Origin of the sequence: Pseudonocardia sp. WMMC193, from assembly GCF_021728735.1 — a bacterium.
GTDB lineage: Bacteria > Actinomycetota > Actinomycetes > Mycobacteriales > Pseudonocardiaceae > Pseudonocardia > Pseudonocardia oroxyli.
Window position 1 is genome coordinate 665,079 of the sequence record NZ_JAKKDO010000003.1, and the last position, 25,362, is coordinate 690,440.

General features: G+C 74.2%; 30 protein-coding genes. 16 read left to right on the forward strand and 14 right to left on the reverse strand.

Annotation, left to right across the window (positions count from 1 at the left end; translation table 11 throughout):
• Positions 1-70: 70 nt before the first annotated feature.
• The 7 genes from L3X23_RS04550 to L3X23_RS04580 are packed head-to-tail and all read left to right on the forward strand — an operon-like array spanning position 71 to position 6,588.
• Entirely contained in the window at positions 71-391 is a 321-nt protein-coding gene (locus L3X23_RS04550; RefSeq protein ID WP_237190841.1) for a Rieske 2Fe-2S domain-containing protein, read from the forward strand.
• 13 nt (positions 392-404) lie between these two features.
• Positions 405-1,922 carry an amidohydrolase family protein gene (locus tag L3X23_RS04555; RefSeq protein ID WP_237190842.1) on the forward strand — a complete coding sequence of 506 codons (1,518 nt, stop codon included), beginning with the start codon at positions 405-407 and terminating at the stop codon, positions 1,920-1,922.
• A gap of 31 nt (positions 1,923-1,953) precedes the next feature.
• Positions 1,954-2,805, forward strand: coding sequence for an ABC transporter ATP-binding protein (locus tag L3X23_RS04560; protein ID WP_237190843.1), 852 nt, complete (start codon positions 1,954-1,956; stop codon positions 2,803-2,805).
• A gap of 33 nt (positions 2,806-2,838) precedes the next feature.
• Entirely contained in the window at positions 2,839-3,840 is a 1,002-nt protein-coding gene (locus L3X23_RS04565; RefSeq protein WP_237190844.1) for an ABC transporter substrate-binding protein, read from the forward strand.
• Positions 3,837-4,643: an ABC transporter permease gene (locus L3X23_RS04570; protein ID WP_237190845.1), complete on the forward strand. Its 807-nt coding sequence runs from the start codon at positions 3,837-3,839 to the stop codon at positions 4,641-4,643. Before L3X23_RS04565 ends, L3X23_RS04570 begins: the two co-directional genes overlap by 4 nt.
• Positions 4,640-5,407 carry an ABC transporter permease gene (locus L3X23_RS04575; protein WP_237190846.1) on the forward strand — a complete coding sequence of 256 codons (768 nt, stop codon included), beginning with the start codon at positions 4,640-4,642 and terminating at the stop codon, positions 5,405-5,407. Before L3X23_RS04570 ends, L3X23_RS04575 begins: the two co-directional genes overlap by 4 nt.
• 50 nt (positions 5,408-5,457) lie before the next feature.
• Positions 5,458-6,588 carry an MFS transporter gene (locus tag L3X23_RS04580; RefSeq protein WP_237190847.1) on the forward strand — a complete coding sequence of 377 codons (1,131 nt, stop codon included), beginning with the start codon at positions 5,458-5,460 and terminating at the stop codon, positions 6,586-6,588.
• A gap of 135 nt (positions 6,589-6,723) precedes the next feature.
• Here the strand turns inward: L3X23_RS04580 and L3X23_RS04585 are convergent, their stop codons facing one another.
• From L3X23_RS04585 to L3X23_RS36555, 7 genes are all read right to left on the reverse strand, one after another.
• Positions 6,724-7,704 (reverse strand): ABC transporter substrate-binding protein, encoded by a 981-nt coding sequence (locus L3X23_RS04585; RefSeq protein WP_237190848.1) that lies wholly within the window; start codon positions 7,702-7,704, stop codon positions 6,724-6,726.
• Positions 7,701-8,189: a cupin domain-containing protein gene (locus tag L3X23_RS04590; RefSeq protein WP_237190849.1), complete on the reverse strand. Its 489-nt coding sequence runs from the start codon at positions 8,187-8,189 to the stop codon at positions 7,701-7,703. The genes L3X23_RS04585 and L3X23_RS04590 overlap by 4 nt, the downstream gene beginning before the upstream one ends.
• Positions 8,190-8,191: 2 nt before the next feature.
• Positions 8,192-9,241 carry an Rrf2 family transcriptional regulator gene (locus L3X23_RS35990; RefSeq protein ID WP_237190850.1) on the reverse strand — a complete coding sequence of 350 codons (1,050 nt, stop codon included), beginning with the start codon at positions 9,239-9,241 and terminating at the stop codon, positions 8,192-8,194.
• A complete protein-coding gene (locus tag L3X23_RS04600) occupies positions 9,238-10,347 on the reverse strand; it encodes an LLM class flavin-dependent oxidoreductase (protein ID WP_237190851.1) in 1,110 nt (369 codons plus the stop codon). The genes L3X23_RS35990 and L3X23_RS04600 overlap by 4 nt, the downstream gene beginning before the upstream one ends.
• Before the next feature lie 12 nt (positions 10,348-10,359).
• A complete protein-coding gene (locus L3X23_RS04605) occupies positions 10,360-11,073 on the reverse strand; it encodes an ABC transporter ATP-binding protein (protein WP_237190852.1) in 714 nt (237 codons plus the stop codon).
• Entirely contained in the window at positions 11,046-11,915 is an 870-nt protein-coding gene (locus tag L3X23_RS04610) for an ABC transporter permease (protein ID WP_237190853.1), read from the reverse strand. The genes L3X23_RS04605 and L3X23_RS04610 overlap by 28 nt, the downstream gene beginning before the upstream one ends.
• Before the next feature lie 100 nt (positions 11,916-12,015).
• A complete protein-coding gene (locus L3X23_RS36555) occupies positions 12,016-12,090 on the reverse strand; it encodes a putative leader peptide (protein ID WP_374204977.1) in 75 nt (24 codons plus the stop codon).
• A gap of 166 nt (positions 12,091-12,256) precedes the next feature.
• Here L3X23_RS36555 and L3X23_RS04615 point away from each other — a divergent pair, with 166 nt between their 5' ends.
• The gene (locus L3X23_RS04615; protein WP_237190854.1) at positions 12,257-12,760 is read left to right on the forward strand and encodes a DoxX family protein; all 504 of its coding nucleotides are present in this window, start codon (positions 12,257-12,259) and stop codon (positions 12,758-12,760) included.
• A 72-nt stretch (positions 12,761-12,832) separates the two neighbouring features.
• Here L3X23_RS04615 and L3X23_RS04620 read toward each other — a convergent pair whose 3' ends face one another.
• Positions 12,833-14,374 carry a DHA2 family efflux MFS transporter permease subunit gene (locus tag L3X23_RS04620; protein ID WP_237190855.1) on the reverse strand — a complete coding sequence of 514 codons (1,542 nt, stop codon included), beginning with the start codon at positions 14,372-14,374 and terminating at the stop codon, positions 12,833-12,835.
• A gap of 131 nt (positions 14,375-14,505) precedes the next feature.
• A complete protein-coding gene (locus tag L3X23_RS04625; protein WP_237190856.1) occupies positions 14,506-14,679 on the reverse strand; it encodes a hypothetical protein in 174 nt (57 codons plus the stop codon).
• A 292-nt stretch (positions 14,680-14,971) separates the two neighbouring features.
• On the opposite strand from L3X23_RS04625, the gene L3X23_RS04630 reads away from it, so the two are divergent.
• From L3X23_RS04630 to L3X23_RS04645, 4 genes are all read left to right on the forward strand, one after another.
• Complete coding sequence (locus L3X23_RS04630; RefSeq protein ID WP_237197927.1) at positions 14,972-15,736, forward strand: crotonase/enoyl-CoA hydratase family protein; 765 nt, start codon at positions 14,972-14,974, stop codon at positions 15,734-15,736.
• A 187-nt stretch (positions 15,737-15,923) separates the two neighbouring features.
• Complete coding sequence (locus tag L3X23_RS04635) at positions 15,924-16,448, forward strand: NAD(P)H-dependent oxidoreductase (RefSeq protein WP_237190857.1); 525 nt, start codon at positions 15,924-15,926, stop codon at positions 16,446-16,448.
• Positions 16,445-17,092, forward strand: a complete 648-nt coding sequence (locus L3X23_RS04640; protein WP_237190858.1) for a 3,4-dihydroxy-2-butanone-4-phosphate synthase — start codon at positions 16,445-16,447, stop codon at positions 17,090-17,092. Before L3X23_RS04635 ends, L3X23_RS04640 begins: the two co-directional genes overlap by 4 nt.
• A complete protein-coding gene (locus tag L3X23_RS04645; RefSeq protein WP_093089258.1) occupies positions 17,089-17,589 on the forward strand; it encodes a flavin reductase family protein in 501 nt (166 codons plus the stop codon). Before L3X23_RS04640 ends, L3X23_RS04645 begins: the two co-directional genes overlap by 4 nt.
• Before the next feature lie 43 nt (positions 17,590-17,632).
• On the opposite strand, the gene L3X23_RS04650 is transcribed toward L3X23_RS04645, so the two are convergent.
• The 5 genes from L3X23_RS04650 to L3X23_RS04670 all read right to left on the reverse strand — a co-directional run bounded on the left by L3X23_RS04650 (position 17,633) and on the right by L3X23_RS04670 (position 22,378).
• Positions 17,633-18,799, reverse strand: a complete 1,167-nt coding sequence (locus tag L3X23_RS04650) for an MFS transporter (protein ID WP_237190859.1) — start codon at positions 18,797-18,799, stop codon at positions 17,633-17,635.
• Positions 18,787-19,146, reverse strand: coding sequence for a sigma-70 region 4 domain-containing protein (locus L3X23_RS04655; RefSeq protein ID WP_237190860.1), 360 nt, complete (start codon positions 19,144-19,146; stop codon positions 18,787-18,789). Before L3X23_RS04655 ends, L3X23_RS04650 begins: the two co-directional genes overlap by 13 nt.
• A 17-nt stretch (positions 19,147-19,163) precedes the next feature.
• Positions 19,164-20,564, reverse strand: coding sequence for an MFS transporter (locus tag L3X23_RS04660; protein ID WP_237190861.1), 1,401 nt, complete (start codon positions 20,562-20,564; stop codon positions 19,164-19,166).
• A 234-nt stretch (positions 20,565-20,798) separates the two neighbouring features.
• Positions 20,799-21,872: a DNA polymerase IV gene (locus tag L3X23_RS04665; protein ID WP_237190862.1), complete on the reverse strand. Its 1,074-nt coding sequence runs from the start codon at positions 21,870-21,872 to the stop codon at positions 20,799-20,801.
• Positions 21,869-22,378, reverse strand: coding sequence for a hypothetical protein (locus L3X23_RS04670; protein ID WP_237190863.1), 510 nt, complete (start codon positions 22,376-22,378; stop codon positions 21,869-21,871). Before L3X23_RS04670 ends, L3X23_RS04665 begins: the two co-directional genes overlap by 4 nt.
• 291 nt (positions 22,379-22,669) lie before the next feature.
• On the opposite strand from L3X23_RS04670, the gene L3X23_RS04675 reads away from it, so the two are divergent.
• The 4 genes from L3X23_RS04675 to L3X23_RS04690 all read left to right on the forward strand — a co-directional run bounded on the left by L3X23_RS04675 (position 22,670) and on the right by L3X23_RS04690 (position 25,359).
• A complete protein-coding gene (locus tag L3X23_RS04675) occupies positions 22,670-23,113 on the forward strand; it encodes a hypothetical protein (RefSeq protein ID WP_143030225.1) in 444 nt (147 codons plus the stop codon).
• A gap of 72 nt (positions 23,114-23,185) precedes the next feature.
• The gene (locus L3X23_RS04680) at positions 23,186-23,494 is read left to right on the forward strand and encodes a hypothetical protein (RefSeq protein ID WP_237190864.1); all 309 of its coding nucleotides are present in this window, start codon (positions 23,186-23,188) and stop codon (positions 23,492-23,494) included.
• 42 nt (positions 23,495-23,536) lie between these two features.
• The gene (locus L3X23_RS04685) at positions 23,537-24,169 is read left to right on the forward strand and encodes a GntR family transcriptional regulator (RefSeq protein ID WP_308116869.1); all 633 of its coding nucleotides are present in this window, start codon (positions 23,537-23,539) and stop codon (positions 24,167-24,169) included.
• A 47-nt stretch (positions 24,170-24,216) separates the two neighbouring features.
• Complete coding sequence (locus L3X23_RS04690) at positions 24,217-25,359, forward strand: MFS transporter (RefSeq protein ID WP_237190866.1); 1,143 nt, start codon at positions 24,217-24,219, stop codon at positions 25,357-25,359.
• Positions 25,360-25,362 lie beyond the last annotated feature (3 nt).

A 25,362-nucleotide genomic window follows, 5' to 3' on the forward strand; every position in this document is an offset into this window, starting at 1 on the left:
CAGGCGTAACACGAACGACCCCGAAGACCCGGTCGTACAACGTACGATACAGCGTAAGAAAGGAGCCGTGATGACCGAACCGACGCGCACCGTGACCCCGATCTTCGACCCCGTCACCGGCCCGCTCGTCCCCGTGACGGCGGCGGGGCGGGACTGGGTCATCGTCGTGGAGCACGCCGCCGCCGTGGACCGCTGGTGCCCGCACCAGGACGCGGACATGGCGCGGGGGTCTGTGGCGGGCCGGGCCCTCAAGTGCCCGCTGCACGGCTTCCTGTTCGACACCCGCTCCGGCCGCGGCATGAACTGCAGGTTCAGCACCGAGACCCGGCCCGCGGCGTTGGTCGACGGCCGCTGGCACGTCGACGGCGTCCCCGCCGAGATCGCCTCCTGAGGAGGAGCACCCCATGACACTGGGAAGCGTGAGCGCCGACGGCGCCACCGGCCGCCACCTGCTGCTCCGCGGTGGGCACGTCCTCGACCCCGCCTCCGGGCGGGACGAGGTCGCGGACGTCGCGGTGCGGGACGGCCGGATCGCCGCCGTCGGCCCGGACCTGCCGGTCGAGCCGGGCGTCGAGGTGCACGACGTGCGGGGTCGCCACGTCGTCCCCGGCCTGATCGACATCCACATGCACGCGTTCGGCGGGATCGGGTTCTCGGACTCCGACACCGTGGGGGTGCGCAGCGGCGTGACCACCCTGTGCGATGCGGGCGGCGCGGGCGCCTGGTCCTTCCCGGACATGAGCGCCCAGCTCGCCGGCCGGTTGCGCACCGACCTGTACTCCTGGATGTACATGGGCCCGAGCGGCATCGCGGTCAGCCTGATCGGCGAGGAGCAGCAGAAGGACATCCGCTCGATCGTGCCGGTCATCCCGGTCACGGACATGTTCGAGCTCGTGGACCGCCACCGCGACACCATCGCCGGGATGAAGGTGCCCGCCTTCGGGCCCACCGGCGAGATCGGCCCGATGACCCTGGCGAAGGGCCTCGCCCGCAGCCTCGGACTGCCGCTCTACATCCACGTCGGCGACATCCAGGAGCGCCAGCCGCTCCCGCTCGACATGGACGCCATCATCGATCTGCTCGACCCGTGCGACACGGTGACGCACTGCTACTCACCCAACCCGAACTCGCTGTTCCGCTCCGAGACCGAGCTCTACCCGTCCATCGCCGCGGCGATCGAGCGCGGCGTCGGGTTCGACGTCGGCATGGGCGCGTTCAACTTCGACTTCCGGATCGCGAGGCGCAGCATGGAGCTGGGCTTCCTCCCGACCACCCTCTCGTCGGACCTCCAGCAGGCCAACGTGACCGGCCCGACGTACTCGCTGGTCAACGTGATGGGGATGTTCCTCGCGATGGGGATGTCGCTGCGCGAGATCCTGCCGATGGTCACCACGAATGCGGCCGAGCGGCTGCGCGCCGCCGACCGGCACGGCTCGCTGGCCGTCGGCCGGGCCGCGGACATCACCGTCCTGGACCTGGTCTCCGCGCCGACCGAGTTCGCGGACACCGTGGGCGGACGGCTGACCGGCGCGCAGCGCCTGGACGTCGTGTTCACCGCGAAGCACGGTGAGATCGTGTACCCGGACGCCGCGGCCGCCCAGGACCCCGGCAACTGGAGCAACTTCCTGGCCTTCGCCGAGGACGAGGTGCCGGAAGCGGCCCTGGGCTACGACGCCGGGCGCCGCGCGCTGCTCGGCAGGCTCGCGGACGTGCTCGAGGGGCTCGACTCCTGGGCCCCGCTCGTGGTGCAGGAGGCGACCACGACGGTGCTGGTGGCAGACCCGCTGGGCCGCGGGGACGCGGGCCGGGCCGTGCTCGGGGCGTTCCTGCACCCCGTGTTCCCCCAGTCGCCCGGCTACTTCCTGTCCACCCACGACCGCGGCTTCGTGCTCGAGCGGCTGCGCCGCGTCGCGACCGCCTGACCGCGCCCACCCCCACCCGCGAAGGACCCTCATGACGACTCTGCCGAGCACGGCCGAGCATCCCGGCACCGACCCGGCCGCCGACCCGGACCCGACCCCGCTGCTGCGCATCGACGGCCTCGCCAAGCAGTACCGCGCCGACGGCCCGTTCGTCTCCCGCGACCTCTCCTTCGAGGTCCGCAGCGGGGAGTTCGTCGCCATCGTCGGGCCGTCCGGCTGCGGCAAGTCCACGCTGCTGCGGATGATCTGCGGGCTCCTGGACCCGACCGAGGGCACGGTCCTGCTCGACGGCACCGCGGTCACCGGCCCGCCGCCGGAGATGGCCCTGGTGTTCCAGGACTACACCCGCTCGCTGTTCCCGTGGCTCACCGTCGCCGGCAACGTCGGGTTCCCGCTCAAGCGCCGCTCGGACCTCTCCGCCGCGGACAAGGAGGCCCGGATCGCCGAGGCGATCACCGCCGTCGGGCTCGCCGGGTTCGAGGCCTACCACCCCTACCAGCTCTCCGGTGGCATGCAGCAGCGCGTGGCGATCGCCAGGGCGCTGGCCTTCCGCCCGCGGATCCTGCTCCTGGACGAGCCGTTCGCCTCGGTCGACGCGCTGACCAAGGAGAACCTGGAGGACCTGCTGCTGACCATCCAGCAGCGCTACGCCGACGAGGGCATCACGATGCTGCTCGTCACCCACGACATCGACGAGGCCGTCTACCTGGCCGACCGCGTCGAGGTGCTCGGCCCGCCGCCGTGCCGGGTGGTGGAGGAGCTCCCGATCGACCTGCCCCGCCCCCGCCACCAGATCCGCACCCGCGGCGAGCAGGCCTTCCTCGAGGCCCGCGCGCTGATCCACGAGCGCGTCGGGCTCAACAAGCAGCGCGCCGACTCCTGACCCGTCCCCACCCTCCCCCCGACAGGACCCGAGATGACCGCATCCCACCGCATGCGCAGACTGGTCGCCACCGTCGCCGCCTGCACCGCCGCCGCCCTGACCCTCGCCGCGTGCGGCGGCGGCGCCCAGACCGTCACCGGTGAGGACGGCCGGATCACCCTGACCCTCGCCACCGTCGCCACCGACTCCTGCGCCCAGAGCTTCATCGGGGTGGACCAGGGCATCTTCGCCGCGCACGGCATCGACGTGACCCTCGACGTCGTCGCCGGGGTGCCGGAGCTGGCCGCCGCGGTGACCTCCGGGCAGGCCGACCTCGCCTGCAGCGCCCCCACCGCGGTGGCAGGCGGGATCAGCCAGGGCCTGCCGTTCACCATGATCGCCCCCGGCATCGAGTACCGGGCGGACAACCCCGGCTCGTTCCTGATGACGCCCGCGGGGAGCCCGATCACCGAGGTGCCCCAGCTGGCGGGCACCACGCTGGCGGTGAACGCGCTCAACACCCTGCCGCACCTGTCCACCATGGCCATGCTGGAGGCCGCCGGCGTGGACCGCGGCGCGGTGACCTTCGTGAACCTCGCGTTCCCCAACATCGGGCAGGCCCTGGAGACCGGGCAGGTCCAGAGCGGCGTGCTCCAGCCGCCCTACATGGAGGACCTCGAGGCCAACGGCGGGCGGCGGCTGGCCAGCCCCTACGACTTCGTCAACGAGGGCAAGCCGTTCGTCTACACCGTCTGGTTCGGCACCCAGCAGTTCGCCGCGCAGAACCCGGAGGCCGTGACCGCGATCCGCGAGGCCATGGCCGAGGTGAGCACCTGGTCGAACGACCCCGCCAACGCCGACGCGCGCCGCGCCGTGCTGGCCGAGGCGACCGGGCAGGACCCCGCCGTCGTCGCGCGGTCGGCGCTGTCCTACTACGGCACCGAGCTCACCCCGGAGTCGATCCAGAGCCAGCTCGACCTGCAGCGCCGGTTCGGCACGATCCCCGCCGACCTGAACGCCGCCGACCTGATCACCCCGGCCCCGGCCGCGTCGTGACCGCCCTCGCGGACGCCCCCGCGCGCCCCGCCGCCCGGGCCACCCGGTCCGGGCGGCGGGGCGGGTGGCGCGGGCTGGTCTTCGTCGCCGGGCTGGTGGTGGCGTTGCAGCTGGTCACCACCCTCATCGGCTCCCGGTACTTCCCGCGGCCCACGGAGATCGCGGTGGCGTTCGCCGCGCAGGTCGCGGACGGCGCGCTCGTCGTCGCCCTGCTCGGCACGCTGGGCACGGCCCTGGCCGGGCTCGCGCTCGCCACGGTGGTGGGCGTGCTGCTCGGGCTGCTGCTGGGCAGCTCGGAGTGGCTGTACGCGTCGGTGCGCTGGGTGATCGAGTTCCTCCGGCCGCTGCCGTCGGTGGCGCTGGTGCCCTTCGCCATCCTGCTGTTCGGCGTCGGCCCCACGACCACGATCCTGGCGGCCTTCTACGCCTCGCTCTGGCCGGTGCTGTTCAACACCTACTACGGGGTGCGAGACGCCGACCCGGTCGCCCTCGACAGCGCCCGCACGTTCGGCCTGTCGCGGACCGAGGTGCTGCGCCGGGTGGTGTTGCCCCTCGCGCTGCCGAACATCCTCACCGGGATCCGGGTGGCCTCCGCGATCGCGCTGGTCCTGACGATCACCGTCGAGCTGCTCACCGCGGCGGGCGGGGTCGGCTACTTCATCTCGTTCATGCAGGCCGCCATCCGCACCCCGGAGATGTACGCCGGTGTGCTCGTGGTCGGCGCGCTCGGCTACCTCCTCGCGCTGGGCGTCCAGGCGCTGGAGCGCAGGCTGCTCTTCTGGAACCGACGGGGGGACTCGTGACCGGCGCACTCTCGACCCGCAGGCCGCCGCGGTGGCTGCCCGCGGTGCTGCCCGTCGTCCTGCTGGCGGCCTGGGAGGTCGCCGGGCGGCTGGCCGGGAACGTCTACCTCCCGCCGCTGTCGCGCACGCTCGAGGTGTTCGCCACGACCTGGTTCCCGGGCGTCGTCGTGCACGACGTCCTGCCCAGCCTCGCGCGGTTCCTCGGCGGCTTCCTGCTCGCGGCGGTGCTGGGGATCGTGCTCGGGCTGGCGATCGGGATGTCGCGCACCCTCGACGACTACCTCCGGCCCACCCTGGAGTTCCTGCGGGCCCTGCCCGCCGTGGCCGTCCTGCCGGTCGCGGTGTTCGTGCTCGGGCTCGGCGACTCCATGCGGATCTCCGTGATCGTGTTCGGGGTGGTGTTCCCGGTGCTGGTCAACGCCGCGGCGGGGGCGCGATCGGTCCGCCCCGAACGCGTGGAGACGGCGCGGATGTTCGGTCTCTCGCGCTTCGCGGTGGCCCGCCGGGTGGTCCTGCCCTCGGCGCTGCCGATGATCTCCGCCGGGCTGCGCGTCGCGCTGCCCATCGCGCTGATCATGATGGTCGTGTCCGAGCTCGTCGGCGGGCAGAACGGGCTGGGCTTCTACCTCACCTACCAGCAGCAGAGCTTCAACATCCCGGCCATGTTCGCCGCGGTGATCGTGCTCGGGGTGCTGGGCAACGTGCTCAACGCCGGGTACGCCGCCGTCGAGCGGCGGGTGCTGCACTGGGCGAGGCACGCCTGAGCGGGCTGCGGGTCGGGATCGTCGGTGGGCTCGCGCTGGGGTTCGGCAGCGTGCCCGGCTTCCTGTTCGGCCTGCTGGCGCCGGTGCTCGCCGGGTCCGGCGTCGGCCGCACCGCGGTCGGCGTGCTGGTCGGGCTGTTCTTCGGCGCGACGGGTCTCGGCTCGGTCGCGGCGGGGCGGCTCACCGAGCGGATCGGGGCGCGGGCGGCCGTCGTCGCGGACCTGTCGGTGCTCGCCTGCGGCTTGCTCGTCGCCGCGGCGGTGGGGGAGTACGCGGCCCTGGCCGTGGTCGCCGTCGTCTGCGGTGCCGGGTATGCGCTGACCAACACCGGCACCACCCTCGCCGTGGCCGCCGCCGTGCCCGCCGCCGCGCGGACCCGGGTGATGGCCGTGCGCACCGCGGGCATCCCGGCGCTCGTCGTGGTCGCCTCGCTGGGTGCGGGGCCGGTCGCGGCCGTCACGGGATGGCGGCTGCTCCTCGGCCTGCTCGCGGTGCCGGTGGTGCTGGTGGCCGCGGCGGCCTGGCGGGTCCTGCCCGGTGCGAGCCCGCCCGGTGTCCGCCGCGCGGTGGGCCCGGGCCGATCCGGGCTGCCGGTGGGGTTCGGCTGGTTCCCGGTGGCCGCGTTCCTGCTGATCACGGGCTCGCAACCGGTGATGGTGTGGTCGGTGTCGTTCCTCGGCGACGGGCTCGCCGTGCCGGTCCCGACGGCGGGGCTGCTGGCCGCGCTCGTCTCGGTCGCGGGCGTGGTGGGAGTGCTGGTCATGGCCGCACGCTCCCGCGGCGGGAGCGCCCGCATCCTCGGCTCCCGCGCGGCGATCGCCTGCGCGGTCGCCGCGCTCGGCTCCCTGCTCCTGGCCGGATCCGTGGCGATCGGCGCGGCGGGGCCGGTCGTCGGGGTGCTGGGGCTCACCCTGGCCACGGTGGCGCACCTGCTCGCGGTGGGCCTGCTGCACGCCCTCGTGGTCGCCGCGGCCCCGGCGGCGGCCGCCCGCGCGGCGGGCGTGACGATGACCGGCTACTTCGTCGGCGCGCTGGTCAGCGCCCCGGTGTTCGGCGCGGTCGTCGACACGCGGGGGTGGGCAACGGCCTGGATCGCCTGCGCGGCCCTGGTCGCCGCCGCGGCCTGCGCCGTCCTGCGCTGCGGTTCCCTGACCGACACCCCGGAACCCACCCACCCCTGACCACGAGCGTCACGCGAGCGCTGTGGTGAGTGCACTCCCGTGACGTTCGGAAGGATCACTGCCGGCGACTGTGACGGGAGCGCTCTCGCACGTGCGCTCCCGTCACGCTCGGAAGGATCTCCCGCGGCGGGTGCGTCAGGAGGTGACGGCCGCGGGGGACAGGTCCTGCACCGCCTCGGACACCTCGACCTTCTTGCGCAGGACGCCGAAGGACTCGTAGTTGTCCGCCACCGCCTGGATCTCGCCGACGAGCGCGGCGTCGATCGGCACCAGGTTGCGGTTGGCCCGCTCCGACATCAGGTCCGCGACGGCGGCGGGCCGCTGGGTGAGCCGGGTGTAGATCGCGGCGGTCTCGGCCGGGTGCTCCTGCGCCCACTGCACCGCCTGGCCGTAGCGCGCGATGAAGTCCTGCATGGCCTGCTTCTTGCCGGCGTCCTCCAGCGCCTCGGTGTTGGCGTCGAGGAACGTCAGGCCGGGCGCCAGGCCCTGCGCCGCCCGGATGACCCGCGCGCCCTGCTCCTGCTCGGCGACCGCGGTGTAGGGGTCCCAGGTGGACCAGGCGTCGATCGAGCCCGAGGACATGGCCGCGGCGGCGTCGACCGGCTGCAGGAAGGAGACGGTGACGTCGTCCGCGGTGAGCCCGACCTCCTTGAGCGCCTGCAGCAGCAGATAGTGCCCGACGGAGCCCTGGGTGGTGGGCGAGACGGTCTTGCCCTTGAGGTCCGCCACCGACCGGATGGGGGAGTCCTTCGGCACGATGACCGACAGGCCGTACTGCTGGGGCACCCGGCTCGCCGCGACGATCTTGATGTCGTCGGTGGAGGAGAGCGCGGTCAGGGTGGGGGCGTCACCGGCCACGCCGAGGTCGACGGCCTTGCCGCGCAACGCCTCCAACACCGGGGCGGCCGCGGGGAACTGGGCCCACTCGACCGTGTAGGGGGCGCCCTGGAGCGCCCCGGAGGCCTCGACCAGCGCCTGCTGGATGCCGGCCTGGTCACCGACCTTGAGGGTGACGGTGGCGAGGTCGACCGGGCCGTCGGACTGGGCGTTCGAGCCGCCGCAGGCGGTCAGGCCCAGCGCGGCGGTGGCCAGGAGTGCGGTGAGCAGGCGCTTCACGAAGGGTTCTCTTCCGTACTGTCGAGAGGACTGTCGAGGGGGTACAGGGCGGGGAGGTTCACGACGATCCCCTCCTGGGTGCTGCGGGAGATCACGACGACGGCCGGGTGCTCCGGGTCCGGGTTCTCCTCGCGGTGCGGGACGAAGGGCGGCACGAAGATGTAGTCGCCGGGCTCCGTCTGCAGGGCCACCTCGCCGGTGCCGTCGTGGAAGACGAACCGCGGGTGGCCGCTGACGATGTAGATCGAGGTCTCGGCCTCGCCGTGGTGGTGGTCGCCGGAGTTGGTGGCGGGCGCGACGTGCGTCTCGCCGGTCCAGAGCTTCTCCGAGCCGACGGTCTTGCCGCTGACGGCCTCGCGCCGGGTCATGCCGGTGGTCTGCGTGGTGTCGCCGGACAGGTCCGCGTTCTTGATCAGGTGCACTCGGGCGCGGTCGGGCAGCTGCGCCTGGGCCGCGGTGAAGTCGGGGTGGAAGGCGTCACTCATGGTCAGCTCCTCAGCTCCAGCACGGACCGCTCCTCGAGATACTGGCGCACGGACTGCTCCAGCCCGGCCCAGAGCACCCCGTCGGGCACGGTGGCGATCGCGCCCTCGGTGGCCCGGACGACGTCGGCCAGGGTGATGCTCGCTGCGTCCCGGGCGAGCAGGTAGCCGCCCTCGCAGCCGCGGCGGCTGGTCACCAGACCGGCCTTCCGCAGCTGGATCATGATGTTGACCAGCGAGTTCAGCGGGATCTCGCGGCTGCGCGCCACGTTCTCGCACCGGATGGGGGTGTCCGCGTCGATCAGCTCGGCGATCGCGCGCAGGGCGTAGTCCAGCCGCGCCGAGACGTGCAGCGGTGCCGCCTTGCGGGCCTTGGTCGTCTCCCGCGCGGCGGGCTCGACGAACCCGGCGCCCTTGGCGACGCCCTCGAGGAAGGTCACCAGGCGCGCGGCGACGATCCGGTGGAACTGGTCGTTGAGCACGTCGTGCACGCCGTCCCGGACCACGGCGACGTCCGCGAACCGTGCGGTGACCGCCGCCACCGGGGCGATCGGGTCGGCCTCGCCGTGCAGCACCAGGGTCGGCACGTCCGGCAGCGTCTGCGGCGGCTCGGGGAGCGCGCCGGTCAGCGCGCCCCAGCGGAAGTCCGGGTCGGCGTCGAGGACCTGGCGGTGGATCGGGCACGCGGTGCGGGCGGCGATCTCGGCGTCGTGGTCGCCGGGGACGTCTCCCTCGCCCAGCGGCACGCCGGCGAGCACCAGCGCGTCCGGCCGGGTGGTGGCCGCGACGGACCAGGCCCGCAGCGCTCCCGCGTCCGAGCCGAGCAGGACGCGCGCGCCCTCGCCCGCGGCCAGGGCGTCCCCGATCTCGGCGTCCGACGCCTCGGCGGGCGGGACGACGACGGTGTACCCGTCGAAGGCCAGCCGGGTGCCGAAGCGGGTGTAGATCCCGGGGTGCTCGCCGCGGCCGACCAGCACCACGACGGTGCCGCGGACCGCGGCGGTGGGGGTGAAGACGGCGGGGGCCTGCCCCCGCCGCGGAACGGTCGCGGTCACGCGGACACCACCGGCCGGGGGGTGCGGCGGGCCACCTCGGCCCGGACGAGCGGGAGCAGCTCGCGGCCGTAGTCGGTCGCGTCGGAGATCGGGTCGTAGCCGCGCAGCAGCAGCGTGGTCACGCCGATGTCGACGTAGTCCAGCAGCGCCTGCGCCACGGTCTCGGGGGTGCCGACGAGCGCCGTGGAGTTGCCCGCCGCCCCCGACGCCGCCGCCGTGGCGGTCCAGAGGCAGCGGTCGTGCAGCTCGCCCTTCTCGGCGGCGGCGAGCAGCCGCTGGGAGCCGACGTTCGCCGGCGCACCCGCCTGGCGCATCCGGGTGCCGGTGAACGAGCCGTGCCCGCCCTTCGCCGCCACGATCGCGTCCCGGATCGCGTGGGCGCGCGCCCAGGCCTGCTCCTCGGTGGCGCCGAGGATGGGCCGGAAGGACACCGAGATCCGCGGCAGCTCGGTGCGGCCCGCCGCCCGTGCCGCCTCGTGCACCCGCGCGATCTGCTCGGCGGTCTCGGCGAGCGGCTCGCCCCAGAGCGCGAAGACGTCCGCGTGCTTGCCGCCGACCCGGAACGCGGCCTCGGAGGACCCGCCGAAGAAGATCGGGATGTGCGGGCTCAGCGGGCGGATCTCCTGCTGCACACCGGCCACCCGGTAGTGCTCGTCGGCGAAGTCGAAGGCCTCCGGGGAGTACCAGGCCTTCTGGACGACCTGCAGGTAGGAGTCGGTGCGCGCGTAGCGCTGGTCCTTGTCCAGCCAGTCCCCGTCGCGGCGCTGGTCGGTGTCCGACCCGCCGGAGATGACGTGCATGGCGACCCGGCCGCCGCCGGAGAAGTGGTCCAGCGTGGCGTACTGGCGCGCGGCCAGGGTGGGCTCGGTGAAGCCGGGGCGGTGCGCGACCAGGAAGCCCAGCCGCTCGGAGTGCGCGGCGGCGAAGGCGGCGACCTGCAGGCCGTCCGGGGTGGACGACGAGTGGCCCACCAGGACCTTGTCGAAGCCGCCCTCCTCGTGGGCGGACACGAAGCGGCGCACCGTGTCCCGGTCCACGATCGGCCCCGACGCGGGGTGGATCTCGGAGACCTCCTGGGTCCCGATCATGCCGATGAACTCGACCATCGTGGTCTCCTCCTAGTGCACGCCGAGGCGCGCGAGCAGCTCGGCGCGCAGGCGCTGGAACTCGGGATCGGTGACGTCTCGCGGGCGGTCGATCTCCACGGGGGAGTCGTAGCCGATCTTCCCGTCCTGCATGACCAGGACGCGGTCGGCGAGCGCCAGCGCTTCCTCGACGTCGTGGGTGACGAGCAGGACCGCGCAGCCGTGCCGCTGCCACACCTCGTCGACCAGCCCGCGGGCGGTGATCCGGGTCAGCGCGTCGAGCGCGGAGAACGGCTCGTCGAGCAGCAGCAGGTCCGGCTCCCGGACCAGCGCGCGGGCCAGCGCGGCGCGCTGCGCCTCGCCGCCGGAGAGGACCTTCGGCCAGACGTCGACCCGGTGCGCGAGGCCCACCTCGGTCAACGCGGCGACGGCGCGCTCGCGGTCCGGCCTGCCGGGCAGGCCGAGGACGACGTTGCGCCACACCCGCTTCCACGGCATCAGCCGCGGGGCCTGGAACCCGACGGCGCGCCTGCGGGCCACCGTGACCTCGCCGGACACGTCCTTGTCCAGGTCCGCCAGGATCCGCAGCAGGGTGGACTTGCCGCAGCCCGAGGCGCCCAGCAGCGCCACGAACTGGCCCGGCGCGATGTCCAGGTCCAGGTCCTGGATCACCGCCCGGTCGCCGAACCGTCGGGTGAGGCCGCGGACCTCGACCGCCTTCACTTCCCGCTGAACGCCGGTCGCCACGACAGCAGCCCCCTCTCGAGTGCACGCACGATCATGTCCGCGACCAGGCCGAGGATCGCGTAGAGCGCGAGGCAGACGACGATGATGTCGGTCGCGAAGAACTCGCGGGCCTTGTTCATCTCGTAGCCGATGCCCGAGGTGGCGTTGATCGTCTCGCCGAAGACCAGCGCCAGCCAGGCGGTGCCCAGGGCGTAGCGCAGCCCGATCAGCGCCTGGGGCATCGCGCTGGGCAGGATCACGTGCCGCACCTGGCCGAACCAGCCGAGGCCGAGCGTGCGGGCGGCCTCGATCAGCGAGGAGTCGACGTTGCGGATGCCGCCGTAGAGGTTCATGTAGAGCGGGAACGTGGCGGCCAGCGCGACCAGGATGATCTTCGGCTGCTCGTCGATGCCGAACCAGATGATGAGCAGCGGGATCAGGCCGATGACCGGCACCGTGCGCAGCATCTGCATCGGGGCGTCGATGACGTCCTCGCCCACGCGGAACAGCCCGGCGAGGGTGGCGAGGACGAGGGCGGCGACCAACCCGATGGCGAGTCCGACGACCACCCGGAACACCGAGGTCAGCACGGCGCTCTGCAGGGTGCCGTCCGACCACATGTCGGCGGCGGTCTGCGCGATCGTCAGCGGCGAGGCGAGCGTGTCGTCCTCCAGGATCCCGACGCTGGAGAGCACCTGCCACAGCGCGATCAGCACGATCGGCGACAGGGTCTTCAGGGCCCAGCGCGGGATGCGGGAGGGGCGGGCGTCGGCCTCGGCGCGCAACGTCACCGTCTCGACGGGGCCGCGCTCGGGGTGCTCGGACGGTGGTTGCACACGGGCCCGCTCGGGCGTCGTGGTCATGGGTGTCCCTAGGGGCGAGCGGGCACCCGGGAGCCTGTCTCACGCACCGGGCACCCTGGTGGAGCGCCGCGTGCTGCGCGGCCTGGTCCGACGAGGGCGGTCAGCGCGGACAGAGTGCCGACGCCACGCGCCCGAGGTCGATGTGACCCCGGGTGGTGAGCAGGACGCCGGTCATGAGGCCGACGGTAGCGCCGATCGTCCTGATACCCAACCTCAGGAGTTGGGATTGCGGACCCGGTCACAGCAATCGTTCTGCCTGCTGGGAACGGGTCGACGCCGTCCGGACATTTCGCTGCGTGCGTAGGGTGCGGAACCTGAGCGACGACGAGGGGACGGCTTCCATGGGACGGCGACGCAACCGGGTGGGGCGCGAGATCGCGAGTCTGCTGCTGCGCTCGGCGGTGGGCGGGACGATGATCGCGCACGGGGTGAAGCACGGGCGCTCCCTGGAGGGCACCGCGGGCTGGTTCGGGTCCATCGGGTTCCGGCAGCCGAGGCTCCAGGCGCAGGCGAGCGCCGTCGTCGAGATCGGGTCCGGGGCGTTGCTCCTGGCCGGGGCGGGGACGCCACTGGCCGCGGCCGCTGTCGTCGGGACGATGGGGGTGGCGGCCCGCTCGGTGCACGTCCCCAACGGGTTCTTCATCACCGCCGAGGGCTGGGAGTACGTCACGAACCTGGCCACCGCGGCGGTGGCACTGGCCGCGATCGGCCCCGGCCGCTTCAGCGTGGACCACGCCACGGGCCTGGACCGCCGCCTCACCGGTGGGCAGCGCGCGGCCGTCGCGGCGGGTCTGGGTCTGGCGGGCGCCGCCGCCCAGCTCGCGGCCTTCTGGCGCACACCCTGACCTGCGCCTTCGGCGCCCGTGCGCGGTAAGTGGTGCCAGAGCACCACTTACCGCGCACGAGCGGCGCAGCCGCTACTCGACCGGGGCGGCCGGGCGGCGCTTGGGCAGCAGGACCAGCGCGACGACGAAGGCGAGCGCCACGAAGATCGCGGCGATGCGGAAGGTGTGGCCGAAGGACTCCGCGAGCGCGGGCTGGATCCGGGCGAACACGTCCTGCGGCAACGCCGCCAGGTCGCCGATGCTGCCGCCCGCGGCGGCGCCGCCGAGCCTGCCGGTCATGGTCGTCGCGAGGACCACCGACAGCACGGCGGTGCCGAACGACGCGGCGACCTGCTGGGTGATGTTCAGCGCCGTGCTGGCCCCGGCGATCGACGCCCGCGGCATGGTCTGCAGCGCGCCGGTCATGGTCGGCATCATCGTGAAGCCCATGCCGACGCCCGTGACGAACAGCGCGATCGACAGGTGCCAGTACGGGGTGTCCGCGGCCAGCTGGACGGACAGCCAGGTGTAGGAGCCCGCCACGAGCGCGAGCCCGATCGGCACGAAGCGGCCGATGCCGGTGCGGTCGGCGAGCCGGCCCGCGATCGGCATGGCGAGCATGGCGCCGAGGCCCTGCGGGGCGATCAGCAGTCCGGTGTCCAGGGGCGACTCGCCGCGCACGAGCTGCAGGTAGAGCGGCATCAGCAGCATGCCGCCGAAGACCGCGATCACCACGAGCATGAGCGTGCCGCTGGAGGCGGCGAAGACCCGGTTGCGGTAGAGGCGCAGGTCCACGAGCGGATGGGGGGTGCGCAGCGCGTGCCACACGAAGCCCGCGACGAGCAGCGCGCCCACGACCGCGGGCAGGATCACCTGGACGTGCCCGAAGCCCCCGTTCGCACCGGACTCGGCGAGGCCGTAGATCAGCAGGGCGAGCCCGGGGGAGAGCAGCAGCAGTCCGACGCGGTCCAGCCGGGCCCGGCCGCCCGGGGTGTCGCGCGGCAGGATCCGCGCCGCGAGCACGAGCGCGAGCAGGCCGATCGGCAGGTTGATGAAGAAGATCCAGCGCCACGAGTAGTCGTCGACCAGCCAGCCGCCGAGCACCGGGCCGAGCACGGGGCCCAGCAGCATCGGGATGCCGATGACGGCCATCAGGCGGCCGACCCGGTGGGGGCCCGCGGCGCGGGTCAGGATCGTCATGCCCAGCGGCATGATCATGCCGCCGCCGAGGCCCTGCAGCACCCGGAAGCCGATCAGCGACGCGGCGTCCCACGCGGTGCCCGCGAGCGCCGAGCCGAGCACGAACAGCGCGATCGAGATCATGTAGAGCCGCGTGGTGCCGAACCGTTCGGCGCCCCACGCGGTGAGCGGGATGACCGTCGCGAGCGCGAGGGTGTAGCCCGTGGCGACCCACTGGATCGTGGTCAGCGACGTGTCGAAGTCCCGGGCCAGGGTGTTGATCGCGACGTTGACGACGGTCACGTCCAGGATGGACATGAGCGCGCCCAGCACGACCACCCCGGCGGTGGCCAGCACGGCCCGGTCGAGCTTCTCGCCGTGCACCGGCGGCGGGGTGGCGGGCGCCGGTGGTGCGGGTGGCGCTGTCGCCTCGCGCGTCTCGGACGTCTCGGACAAGGGGGCCCTCACAGTGCCGCGGCCCCCGACGTGGCCGTCGACGCGACGGCCGGGGCCACCCGGGCCGTCGCCCGCGGCCCCGGCCGCATTACGTCATGCCACGTTCCCGCGCTGAGGGACTCTCAGCGGCGTCAGGCGCCCGCGCCCTCCGGCGTCTCGACGTCGAGGTCCATTTCGCGGCGCAGGACCTGGGCGGGCACGGAGACCGTGGTCCGCGTCCGCCGCTGCGGCAGCCGCAGGGCGATGGTCAGCTCGTGGGCCAGGTCGTAGCCGTAGTCACTGTGCGGATCCTGCTCACCCGACATGCCACTCTCCCTACTCTCGCCGAACAACCTGACGCTCCGTCACGCCTCGTGCCCGGACCGTGCCCACGAATGATCGCCCGGTCGGTCACTCTGGGGCAAGGAATGTCCACCGTCCGGAGTCGAATCCCCACGGACGAGGGACGGGCGGTGGCGTGTCGGACGCCGGAAGGGTGGCGCGCGCCACTCGTCCGGCCCTGGGCGGGACGAACGGTTGTGACCCAGGCCGCAGTCGTGGTCGACTCGGAGCAGAACGTTCGTTCAGATCGACTCGGGATCCAGCGTGGGAGGCAACGTGTCGGACGAGGTCCTCGTCGAGCGCCGAGGTGCGGTGCAGGTCATCACCATCAACCGCCCGGAGGCGAAGAACGCCCTCAACCTCGGTGTGGCGCAGGGGATCGCCGCGGCCGTCGACGAGCTCGACGCGTCCGACGAGCTGAGGGTCGGCATCCTCACCGGCGCCGGCGGCGTGTTCTCCGCGGGCATGGACCTCAAGGGCTTCCTGCGCGGCGAGAGCCCGGCGATCGAGGGGCGCGGGCTCTGCGGGATCACACAGACCCCGCCGCGCAAGCCGCTCATCGGCGCGGTCGAAGGATGGGCGCTGGCGGGCGGCTTCGAGCTGCTGCTGGCGTGCGACCTCGTGGTGGCGGCCACGACCGCGAGGTTCGGCGTGCCCGAGGTCAAGCGGTCGCTCGTCGCCGCGGCCGGGGCCGCGGTCCACCTGCCCCGGCGGATCCCGCCCGCCATCGCCCTGGAGCTGCTGCTCACCGGCGACCCGCTGCAGGCCGAGCGGGCCGCGCAGATCGGGTTGGTCAACCGGGTCACCGAGGAGGGCGGCGCCCTCGAGGGCGCGCTCGCGCTCGCCGAGACGATCGCCGCCAACGGCCCGCTCGCCGTCGCCGCGACCAAGGCGGTCGCGCAGCAGACCGTCGACTGGTCCCTGGAGAACATGTGGGCCCACCAGGCGGCCATCACCGGCCCGGTCTTCGCATCCGAGGACGCCAAGGAGGGGGCCACCGCCTTCGCCGAGAAGCGCCCCCCGGTGTGGAAGGGGCGCTGACCCGGGCCCGCGCGGACCGGCGGTTGACGGCGTGATCGTCCGGCCCCGACGCGTTGAGCTGCGCGGACGCCGGGCGACCGTCGGTCTCGGGTAGCGCAAAGAACTCGTGACACCGCAGTCACTCCACACACGCGGCCCCGGGGTGACCATGGGTGCCATGAGCGAGTGCGAAGGATCGACCGGACCGGTGGAGAGGGTCACGGTCGTCGTCGGGAACCCGAAGGTCGGCTCCCGGACGGCGGCCGCGGGCCACGCCGTGGCCGCGGCGGTCGCGCCGGCGGCGGCGGTGTCGACGGTGGAGGTCGCCGAGCTGGCGGGCGGCCTGTTCAGCTGGGGCGACCCCGCGGTGGCCGCCGCCAAGGCCACCGTGCTCGACGCCGACCTGCTCGTGGTGGCCACCCCGGTCTACAAGGCGTCCTACACCGGCCTGCTGAAGTCCTTCCTGGACCAGTTCGGGCGGGACGAGCTGCGCGCGCTGGCCACGGTGCCGCTGATGGTCGGCGCGGCCCCGCTGCACAGCCTCGCGGTCGAGGAGCAGCTGCGGCCGGTGCTCGTCGAGATCGGCGCCTCCTGCCCCACCCGGGGCGTCTACGTCCTCGAGTCCGCGATCGAGTCGGGCGAGCTGGAGTCGCAGCTCGCCGACTGGGCCGGGCTGTGGGGTCCCGCGCTCCGCGCCGTCGCCGGCGCCCGGACCACGGTCGGTGCGGCGTGACCGCGGCGCTGCGGGCCGACCGCGCGGCGTCCTCGCCGATCGTGGAGGCGCTGTTCGACGGCCGCCCGATCCTGGTCCTCGGCCCGGCCAAGGGCGGTGTTCCGATGGTCGGCTCCGCGGGGTCCGCCTGCGTGCTGCTCGCCGCGGCGACCGCCACCACCGAGGGGGTCGCGTGGGCGGTGCGGCACAGCACCGGCCTGCTGCGCGCCGTCGTCGAGCCGGAGCGGGCGGACGCCCTGCGCCTGCCGCCGATGTCCGGCGTCGACCGCGCACGGCGCGGCAACCTGCAGACCGCGTCCGTGGACGGCGTCGGCACCGGCACCGGGATCAGCGCCGCCTCCCGCGCGCGGACCCTGCGGATGCTGGCCGACCCGGCGACCGGCCCCGACGACCTGGTCGTGCCCGGGCACGTCCTCGTCGAGCTGGCGGGCACGGAGGTCCGTCCGACGCCCGCGGGTGCGGTGGCCGAGGCGGCCGTGCGGCTCTGCGCCCGCGCCGGGCTGCCCCCGGTCGCCGTGCTCGCGGACGTCCTCGACGCGGCGGGGGAGCCGCTCGGACCCGCCGGGCTGCGTGCGCTCGCCGACGCGACCTCGGTCCCCCTGCTGACCGTGCCCGTCCCCGTGCCCGAGAGGAACCTGCCATGACGTGGCCCGCCGACCCGATCCTCGACACCGCCGCCCTCCGCACCCTCTACGGCTGCTTCCCCAGCGGGGTCGTCGCCGTCTGCGCCCAGGGGCCCGACGGGCCGGTGGGGCTCGCCGCGAGCAGCTTCACCTCGGTGTCGATGGACCCGCCGCTGGTGTCCTTCTGCATCCAGAACACGTCCTCGACCTGGCCGAAGCTCGCCGACCTTCCCCGGCTCGGGGTCAGCGTGCTGGGGTCGGCGCACTCGGTCGCCTGCCGGCAGCTGGCCTCCAAGACCGGCGACCGGTTCGCCGGGCTGGACCTGGCCACCACGGCCGACGGCGCCGTGTTCGTCGAGGGCTCGCCCGCCCAGCTGGACTGCTCGGTCGAGGACCTGCTGCCCGCCGGTGACCACCAGATCGTGCTGCTGCGCGTGCACGCGGCCCGGGCGCTGCCCGCGGACGAGCCGCTGGTCTTCCACGCCAGCACCTTCCGCGAGCTCGTCCGGGTCGCGTAGCGCCTCCGGCGCTCGTGCGCGGTAAGTGGTGCTAGAGCACCACTTACCGCGCACGGGCGCGGAGCGCGAGGGGAGCCGCGACGGCCAGGACCGCGGTGACCAGCACCGCGACCCGGAAGACCGCGGCGAAGTCCCCCGCGTCCGCCGCCCCGCTGGCGAGCGCGGTGCCGGCCGCGCTGCCCAGGAACAGGCTCGCGGCGAACAGGGCGATCATCGCGGCGCGGGCCTGCGGCACCACCGAGGTGGCCCAGTTCTGCAGGGTGGAGTGCAGGAACGCCCAGCCCGCCCCGAGCAGCAGACCTCCGACGACCGCCGTCGGGAGGGTGAGCGCGACCGCGAGAACGGCCCACGCCGCCACCGACGAGGCCCCGCCGATGCCGGCGAGCGCGGCCGCGGGCAGGCGCCCGACCAGGGGCCGCACGGCGCCCGCGGTCAGCATCACGCCCACGCCGTAGCCCGCCGCGGCGAACCCGGCGACGGTGGCGCCGTACCCGAGCGACTGGACGGCGGGCGCGACGAACGTCAGCACCCCGACCACCACCGCGCCCTCGGCGAACGCCAACGCGAGCACGACCCACGCCCACCCGCTCCGGACGACGGTCGCGAGCGCCTGCAGCGGCCCCGACGGCCGGTCGCGGACGGGCTCGGGCAGCGTCCGCAGCACGACGCCGAGGACCACGGCGATCACCGCCGTGGCGCCGAGGACCACCCGCCACCCCGTGAGGTCGCCGAGCAGGCCCGCGCCGGCCGTCGCCACCGCGATGCCGGTCGAGGTCGCGGCCGCGAGCTGCACCAGTGCCCGCTGGCGGACCCCGCCCGGCCAGGTGTCGCCGATGTAGACCAGCCCGGCGGGGTTCACGGCACCGAAGCAGCCGCCGGTGATCGTCCGCAGGACCGCGAGCGCGGTCACGGACGGCGCGAACGCCGAGGCCAGCCCGGCCACCCCGGCGATCAGCAGCGCGATCCGCATGACCCGGACCAGCCCGATCCGGTCGCCGAGCATGCCCCACACCGGCTGCAGCAGGCCGTACGCCACGAAGTAGCCGGACGCGACGACCGCGACCTCGGCCAGCGACGCCCCGAGCTCCAGGCCGATGGCGACGAGCAGGGGCGAGATCGCGAACCGGTCCAGGCTCGACGTCGCGACGGCCAGCCGCAGCAGCCGCAGCGCCCGCCGCCCGCCGTCGGGCTCGCGGGCTACCTCAGCCACGAGTAGGCGGTCTGGCGGGAGATGCCCAGCGCCTTCGCCATCGGGCTGATCTCCAGTCCTTCGTCGCGCCCGGCCACGAGCAGCCTGCGCTGTTCGGCGCGCAGCTCCTCCATCCGCTCCGCGACGGCCTCCATCTCGGCCAGCAGCGACTTGGCCTCGGGGCGTGCGCCCGCGCGCGAGCGGCCCACCCCGGGCCGGGGGAACTCCCGCACCTCGGCCGCGGACCACCGCTTGGGGTCGGTGTCCGGCAGCGGGGCGGGTGCCTGGCCGCGCGAGACGTACCCGGCCCAGGTCCCGGGCCGCACGCCCCAGGCCTCGGCGCACTCGGCGGCGGTCCAGGTCTCCACGGGGGAGAGCGTAGGTGTCACCATCGGCCGCGGTGGTTGGGGATCCGGGACATCCCGACGGCGGCGACGGCGAGCAGGCCCGCCAGCACCGCGAACGCGACGCCCCCCGCCCGGCCCGGCTCGGCGCTGGCGGAGAGCACCGCGGTGATCACCGAGACCGAGGCGATCCCGCCCATCTGGCGGAACATGATCCGCAGCCCGCTGACGGCCGTGACCTCGTCGGAGACCAGGTGCATGCCGGCGTTGTTCGCGGCCGGGCCCGCCAGGCCCATCCCGAGGCCGCACAGCACGGCGCCGACCGTGAGCCAGACCGCGGGCGAGGTCCCCGCAGGCGGGACGGCGACCACCAGCAGACCGGTGATGATCAGCCCGAACCCGGTGAGCACCAGCGGTCGGTGCCCGAGCCTGCGCAGCAGCGCCACCGCGATCCCCGACGACGCGATGGTCCCGACCGCGCGGGCCGTGAGCAGCACCCCGGCCGCCAGTGGGAGCAGCGCGTAGCGGGTCTGCGCGTAGACCGGCAGCAGCGCGCCGAACCCCACCAGGGCCGCGCCGAACAGGACGTTCGTGCTGTTCATGATCCCCAGGCCGCCGCCGCGGAGCAGCCGCAGCGGGATCACCGGGTCCGGGTGCACGCGGGCGTGGCGCAGGAACGCCCAGCCGCCCACCAGGGCCAGCACCCCGCACACGGCGACGAGCACCGGGGCGAGACCCCCGCCGGTCGTCGACCCGACGAGCGTGATCGCGACCATCCCGGAGACGAGCGTGCCCAGCAGCAGGGCGATGCCGCCCGCGTCGACCTTCTCGGGGCGCCTGCGCGGTGGTTCGCCGATCAGCAGTGCCCCCGCGACCACGAGCAGGATCCCGATCGGGACGTTGACCAGGAAGATCCCGTGCCACGACCACGTCGTCAGGATGAGGCCGCCGAGCACCGGTCCGGCGATCGAGCCCATCGGGAAGACGCTGGTGAACAGGGCCAGCGCGCGGTCCCGCTCGCGGCCGTAGTGGAAGGCGACGAGGCCGCTGGTGGCGGGCAGCATCACGCCGCCCGCGACGCCTTGGGCGAACCGGCAGACGATCAGTTGGGCGATCGTCGTCGAGGTCGCGCTCAGCGCCGAGAGCAGGGCGAACGCGGCGACCGCGACGAGGAAGACCTTCCGCTTGCCGAACTGGTCGCCCAGCCGCCCGCCGAGCGGGAGCGCGAGGACCTGGCCGACCGCGCACGCCGTGACCGTCCAGCCGGTCCAGGCCAGGTCGGCGTCGAGGTCCGCGCCGAGCGTCGTGAGCGCGGTGGCGACCGAGGTCTGGTCCAGGGAGAACATCAACAGCGCGACACCGACGACGACGAACACGGCATGCCGCCGGGGGTGCGGCGTCAGGTCCTCGGTGGCGGGAGCGTCGCGCACGGCCTCGGACACGGGGAGCCATCACCTGCTCTGCAAAGGGGACCCCCAGAATAAGTTTGCTGACGACAAACAAGCAAATCGGCGAGGGCGTGTCTCCCACTCCGGCGCCGCCGGGCCCGGTGATCCACGTCGTCGCCGGCAAGGCAGCCGGGCCGGCCTCATACCGGGCGTATTCGGGTGGTCCGGCAACGCCGTCGGCGGCGGCGTGGGCGCCGGGAGCGGTGGTGGCGGAGTGGGAGACACGCCCTATGTGAACTCCGCCTTGACCCCGAGCAGCCGGACCGGCCGGTCGCGGCGGAACCGCTCGACCACCTCGAGCGCCGCCGCCTCCAGGACGGCCGGGTCGCGCGTGGGGGAGTCGAGGGTCCGGCTGCGGGTGGTGGTCAGGAAGGGCCGGTAGCGCACCTTCACCCCGACCCGGGCGACCGCGCGGCCCTCCTCGGCGACGTCGGTGGCCACCCGGGCGGCCAGCGCGGCGACCTCGGTGCGGATCCGGGCCCAGTCCTCGATGTCGGTGTCGTAGGTGGTCTCCCGGCTGCGCGAGCGCGGGACGTACGCCGCGCCCTCCATCTCGGTGCGGCCCATCCCGCGCCCGAGCGAGACGTAGTACGGGCCCATCCGCGGCCCGAGCCGCTCACCCACGGCGGTCGGCGAGGACTCGGCCAGCTGCGTGACGGTGTGGATGCCCAGCTCCGCGAGCTTGCGCTCGGTCTTGGGGCCGATGCCGTGCAGGGCGCCGGTGGGGGAGTCGCCGAAGGTCGCGAACCAGTTGTGCGCGGTGATCCGGTGCACCCCGCCGGGCTTCGCCAGACCCGTCGCCATCTTCGCGCGCAGCGTGTTGTCCCCGATCCCGACGGCGCAGGACAGGTGCGTCCGCGCGTGCACCGCCGCCCGGACCTCGTCCGCCAGCCGCTCGGGGTCCGACCCGTCCCACTGCAGGAAGGCCTCGTCCCAGCCGATCACCTCGACCACGACACCGTCGCCGCCGTCGTCCCTGCCGCACTCCCGCAGGACGGCCATGACCTCCGCCGACGCGGCCTCGTAGGCCGGGTTGTCCGCGGGCAGGAACACCGCGTCCGGGCAGCGGCGGGCGGCCAGGCGCATCGGCATCCCCGACCGGACGCCGAACGCGCGGGCCTCGTAGGACGCCGTGGCGACCACGGTGCGTGACGACGGGTCGCCGTTGCCGCCGACGACCACCGGCAGGCCCGCGAGCTCCGGGCGGCGGCGCACCTCCACGGCCGCGAGGAACTGGTCCAGGTCGACGTGGAGCACCCAGCGCCGCGCTCCCCGTTCGGGCTGCTCGGCCGCGGCGCTCACCCCGCCAGGGTACGGCTCCGGACCGTGGTCGCCGCCGTCGTCAGGGTGGTGAGGACCGTGGCCACCCGGCGCAGCGTGCCGGGGTCGCCGCAGGTCGCGAGCAGCTCGGCCTGTTCCCGGGCGTCGGGGCAGCCGGGCGGTCGGGCCCGGTGCGCGGCGCGCAGGTCGTCGAGGTCGTAGAGCGGCTCGCCGGGGAGCGGCCGGGCGGGCGCCGCCATCCCGAGCTCGGCCGTGAGCAGGCGGAACGCGCCGTAGCCGACGACGTAGAGTCCGGCGTCGAGGGCGCCGTCGGCCGGCTGCCGGGACGCCACGGCCAGCACACCGCCGTCGAGCACCGCCCAGGCCGTCAGGACGGGGCCGTGCGGTTCGCGGGCCGTGGCCGTCGGGCCGGGCTGCGTGCCGACCCACTCCCGCACCGCCTGTCGACACCCCGGTCCGACGACGAACACGGCGGGCGCGAGCGCCGACCGCGCGAAGGAACCGGTCCACTCATGCGAGTACGCCATGACCACCCCCCGAAGTGACGTGCATCATAAGATGCCGGGAGCGAGGTCGGCAGCGTTGTGCACCGATCCGGGTACGGAGCGTGGCTGGGTGTCCCGAACGGCGGTCACGGAGGGTGAAGCGTCCGCGGAAACGACACGATCGTGGGACACCGCTCCACGGTCGTAACGGGGCAGGATGGTCCGCACGATCCAGCAGACGACAGCGTGATCCGAAGGTCGGAGGGTGAGATGGACGAGCGCGGGACCGGTCGGCCCTCCTGCCGGCACGACATTCCCCACCAGGAGCGGCGCGTGCCCTCCCCGTCGGATCTCGCCCACGTGCGCAGGCTGGCCCCCCGTCCGCGGGTCTCCCCGGAGTCGAGGGAGGACCTCGAGCCCATCGGGCAGGTGCGCGACCACGACCGTGCGAAGGTGCTGCTGCGCTACGCCCGGCTCATGGGGACCGGGCGCCCGGTGTTCTGCAAGCCCAGTCGCAAGGAGATCGCGGGCACCGCGCCGCGCAGGCAGGGTGTCGGCGCCGACGGCAAGGTCATCTACCCGGACCGCGACTCCGCCGAGGCCGCGGCCCGCGAGCTCGAGGAGCTCGGTGCCCGCGCGCAGCGCGCCTACGTGTGCAAGCGCTCCCGCCGCGGGCACTACCACCTGACCACGGACCTGGTCCGCGAGCGGCAGCGCGAGCTCGACGCGCTGCGTGCGCTCTCCTCGATCCCGCAGCAGCGCCGCTCGGCCTGCTAGGGTGGTGTGGTGACGATCACAGTGCTCCACGTCCTGCTGTGATCGCGACCACCACCACCGGGAGGCCGGCCCGTGAACCCGCACCGCCTGCAGGACCGCCTCGACTCCATCCCGGAGTCGCTCGACGCGCCCCAGCGCGCCCGCGTCGCCGCACATCGCAGCGCCGTCGAGGAGTGCCGGGAGCGCATCGCCGAACTGCGCACCGAGCTGCGCCGGGTGCTCTCGGGCATCGACGGGCCCCGCTCGTCCGTGGAGATCATGATCGAGCTCGACGGGCTGGAGCGCGTGCAGCAGCGCCTCGACAGCAGGCTGTCCGATCTCTGTGACGAGCTGACCGGCACGACCCCGGTGGTCCGCTACGGGGATGCGGCTCCGATCTAGCCTTAGATACAAGTTGGGCACAAGCTGGGATACGCTGTGAGCGTGTCCCAGCCCGCGGCCGAACGCGCCTACGTCCTGACCAAGGAGCTCGTCCTCTCCGGCGAGCTGCCCGGCGGTCACCTGCTGAGCGAGGGGGACATCGCCGAGCGGCTCGGCGTGAGCCGCACCCCGGTGCGGGAGGCCTTCCTGCGGCTGCAGGCCGAGGACCTGCTGACGCTGATCCCCAAGCGGGGCGCGGTCGTCGTGCCCGTGCCGCCGGGCGAGGCCGAGGACGTGCTCGACGCCCGCGAGGCGATCGAGTCCGCCGCCGTGCGCAGGCTGCTGCGGCGCCCGGACCTGGTGCCCGCGGCCGTCGAGCGGCTGCGGGCGGCGCTGGAGGTGCAGCGCGGGCACGCCGAGCGCGGCGACCTGGCCGCGTTCGCCGAAGCGGACGAGGCCTTCCACCGGACCCTGGTCGAGGCCGGGCGCAACGCGCTCACCCTGCGCTTCTACGCGACCCTCGCCGACCGGCAGCGCCGGATGAGCGTGCACGCGCTGGGCCCGGTCCCCGCGCGGCTGCCCGAGATCGTCGCCGAGCACGCGGCGCTGATCGACGTCGTCGAGAGCGGGGACGCGGCGGCCTTCGCGGTCGCGCTGCACGGACACCTCGACCGCACCCACCGGCGCCCCCTGTGAGCGGCGATGGTCGCCATGGCGACGATCGCCGCGCACGAGGGGGGTGGGTGGCGGCCGCGTTCGCGGTGTTCGCCTGCGGTTGGGGCGGCAACCAGTTCACCCCGCTGCTGGTCATGTACCGCGAGGCGGGCTGGTCGGTGCTGACGGTCGACGCGTTGCTCGGCGCCTACGTCGTCGGGCTGGTGCCGGGGCTGCTGTGCGCGGGGGCGCTGTCGCAGCGCTACGGGCGCAAGCCGGTGATGGTCGCCGGCACCGTCGCGTCGCTGGTCGCGAGCCTGCTGCTGGCCGTCGGCGGGGTCCCGGCGATCGCCGCGGGCCGGTTCGTCACGGGCCTGGCGGTGGCGGTCGCGATGGCCGTCGGGTCGACGTGGGTGACCGAGCTGTCCGTGCGGGCCGGCGACTCGGCGGCCACCGGGACCCGCCGCGGCGCGCTGTGGCTGACCGTGGGGTTCGGGCTCGGCGCGGGCGTGGCCGGGGTGCTCGCGCAGTGGGGGCCGTGGCCCTGGCACCTGCCGTACCTGGTGCACGCGGTGCTGGCGCTCGGCGCGCTGGTCCCGCTGTTCCGGCTGCCGGAGACGCGCGGGTTCGCCGAGCCCGGCCCGCGGTTCACCGAGGTCCGGCACCCGCGGTTCCGCCGCGTCGTCCTGCCGATGGCGCCGTGGATCTTCGGGTCGGCGGGGGTGGCGTACGCGATCCTGCCGCAGCTGGTGGGGGAGCGGCTGGGGTCGTGGGGGCTCGCCTACTCGACGCTGCTCACCGTCTGCACCCTCGGGGCGGGCGCGCTGGTGCAGCCCCTGGCCAAGCGCCTCGACCGCCCGACGAGCGCGCGCGGCGTCCTCGTCGGCATGGTCCTGATGTCCGGCGGGCTCGCGGCGAGCGCGGTCGCGGCGCTGGTGCGCTCACCCGTCGTGGCGCTGGGGGCGGCGGTGCTGCTCGGCGCGGCCTACGGGATCGCGGTGGTCTCGGGCCTGCTGGAGCTGCAGCGGTGGGTGGCGCCGAGCCGGATCGCCGCGCTGACCGGGGTCTACTACGCCCTGGCCTACGTCGGGTTCCTGCTCCCGAGCGTCCTCGCCCTGCTCTCGGGGGTGGCGAGCTACCCGGTCCTGCTGGCGGCGCTGGTGGTCGTCGCCGCCGGGGGCACCGCGATCATCGCCCGGCACTCGCGACGGCACCTCCCGACCCTCACCTGACCT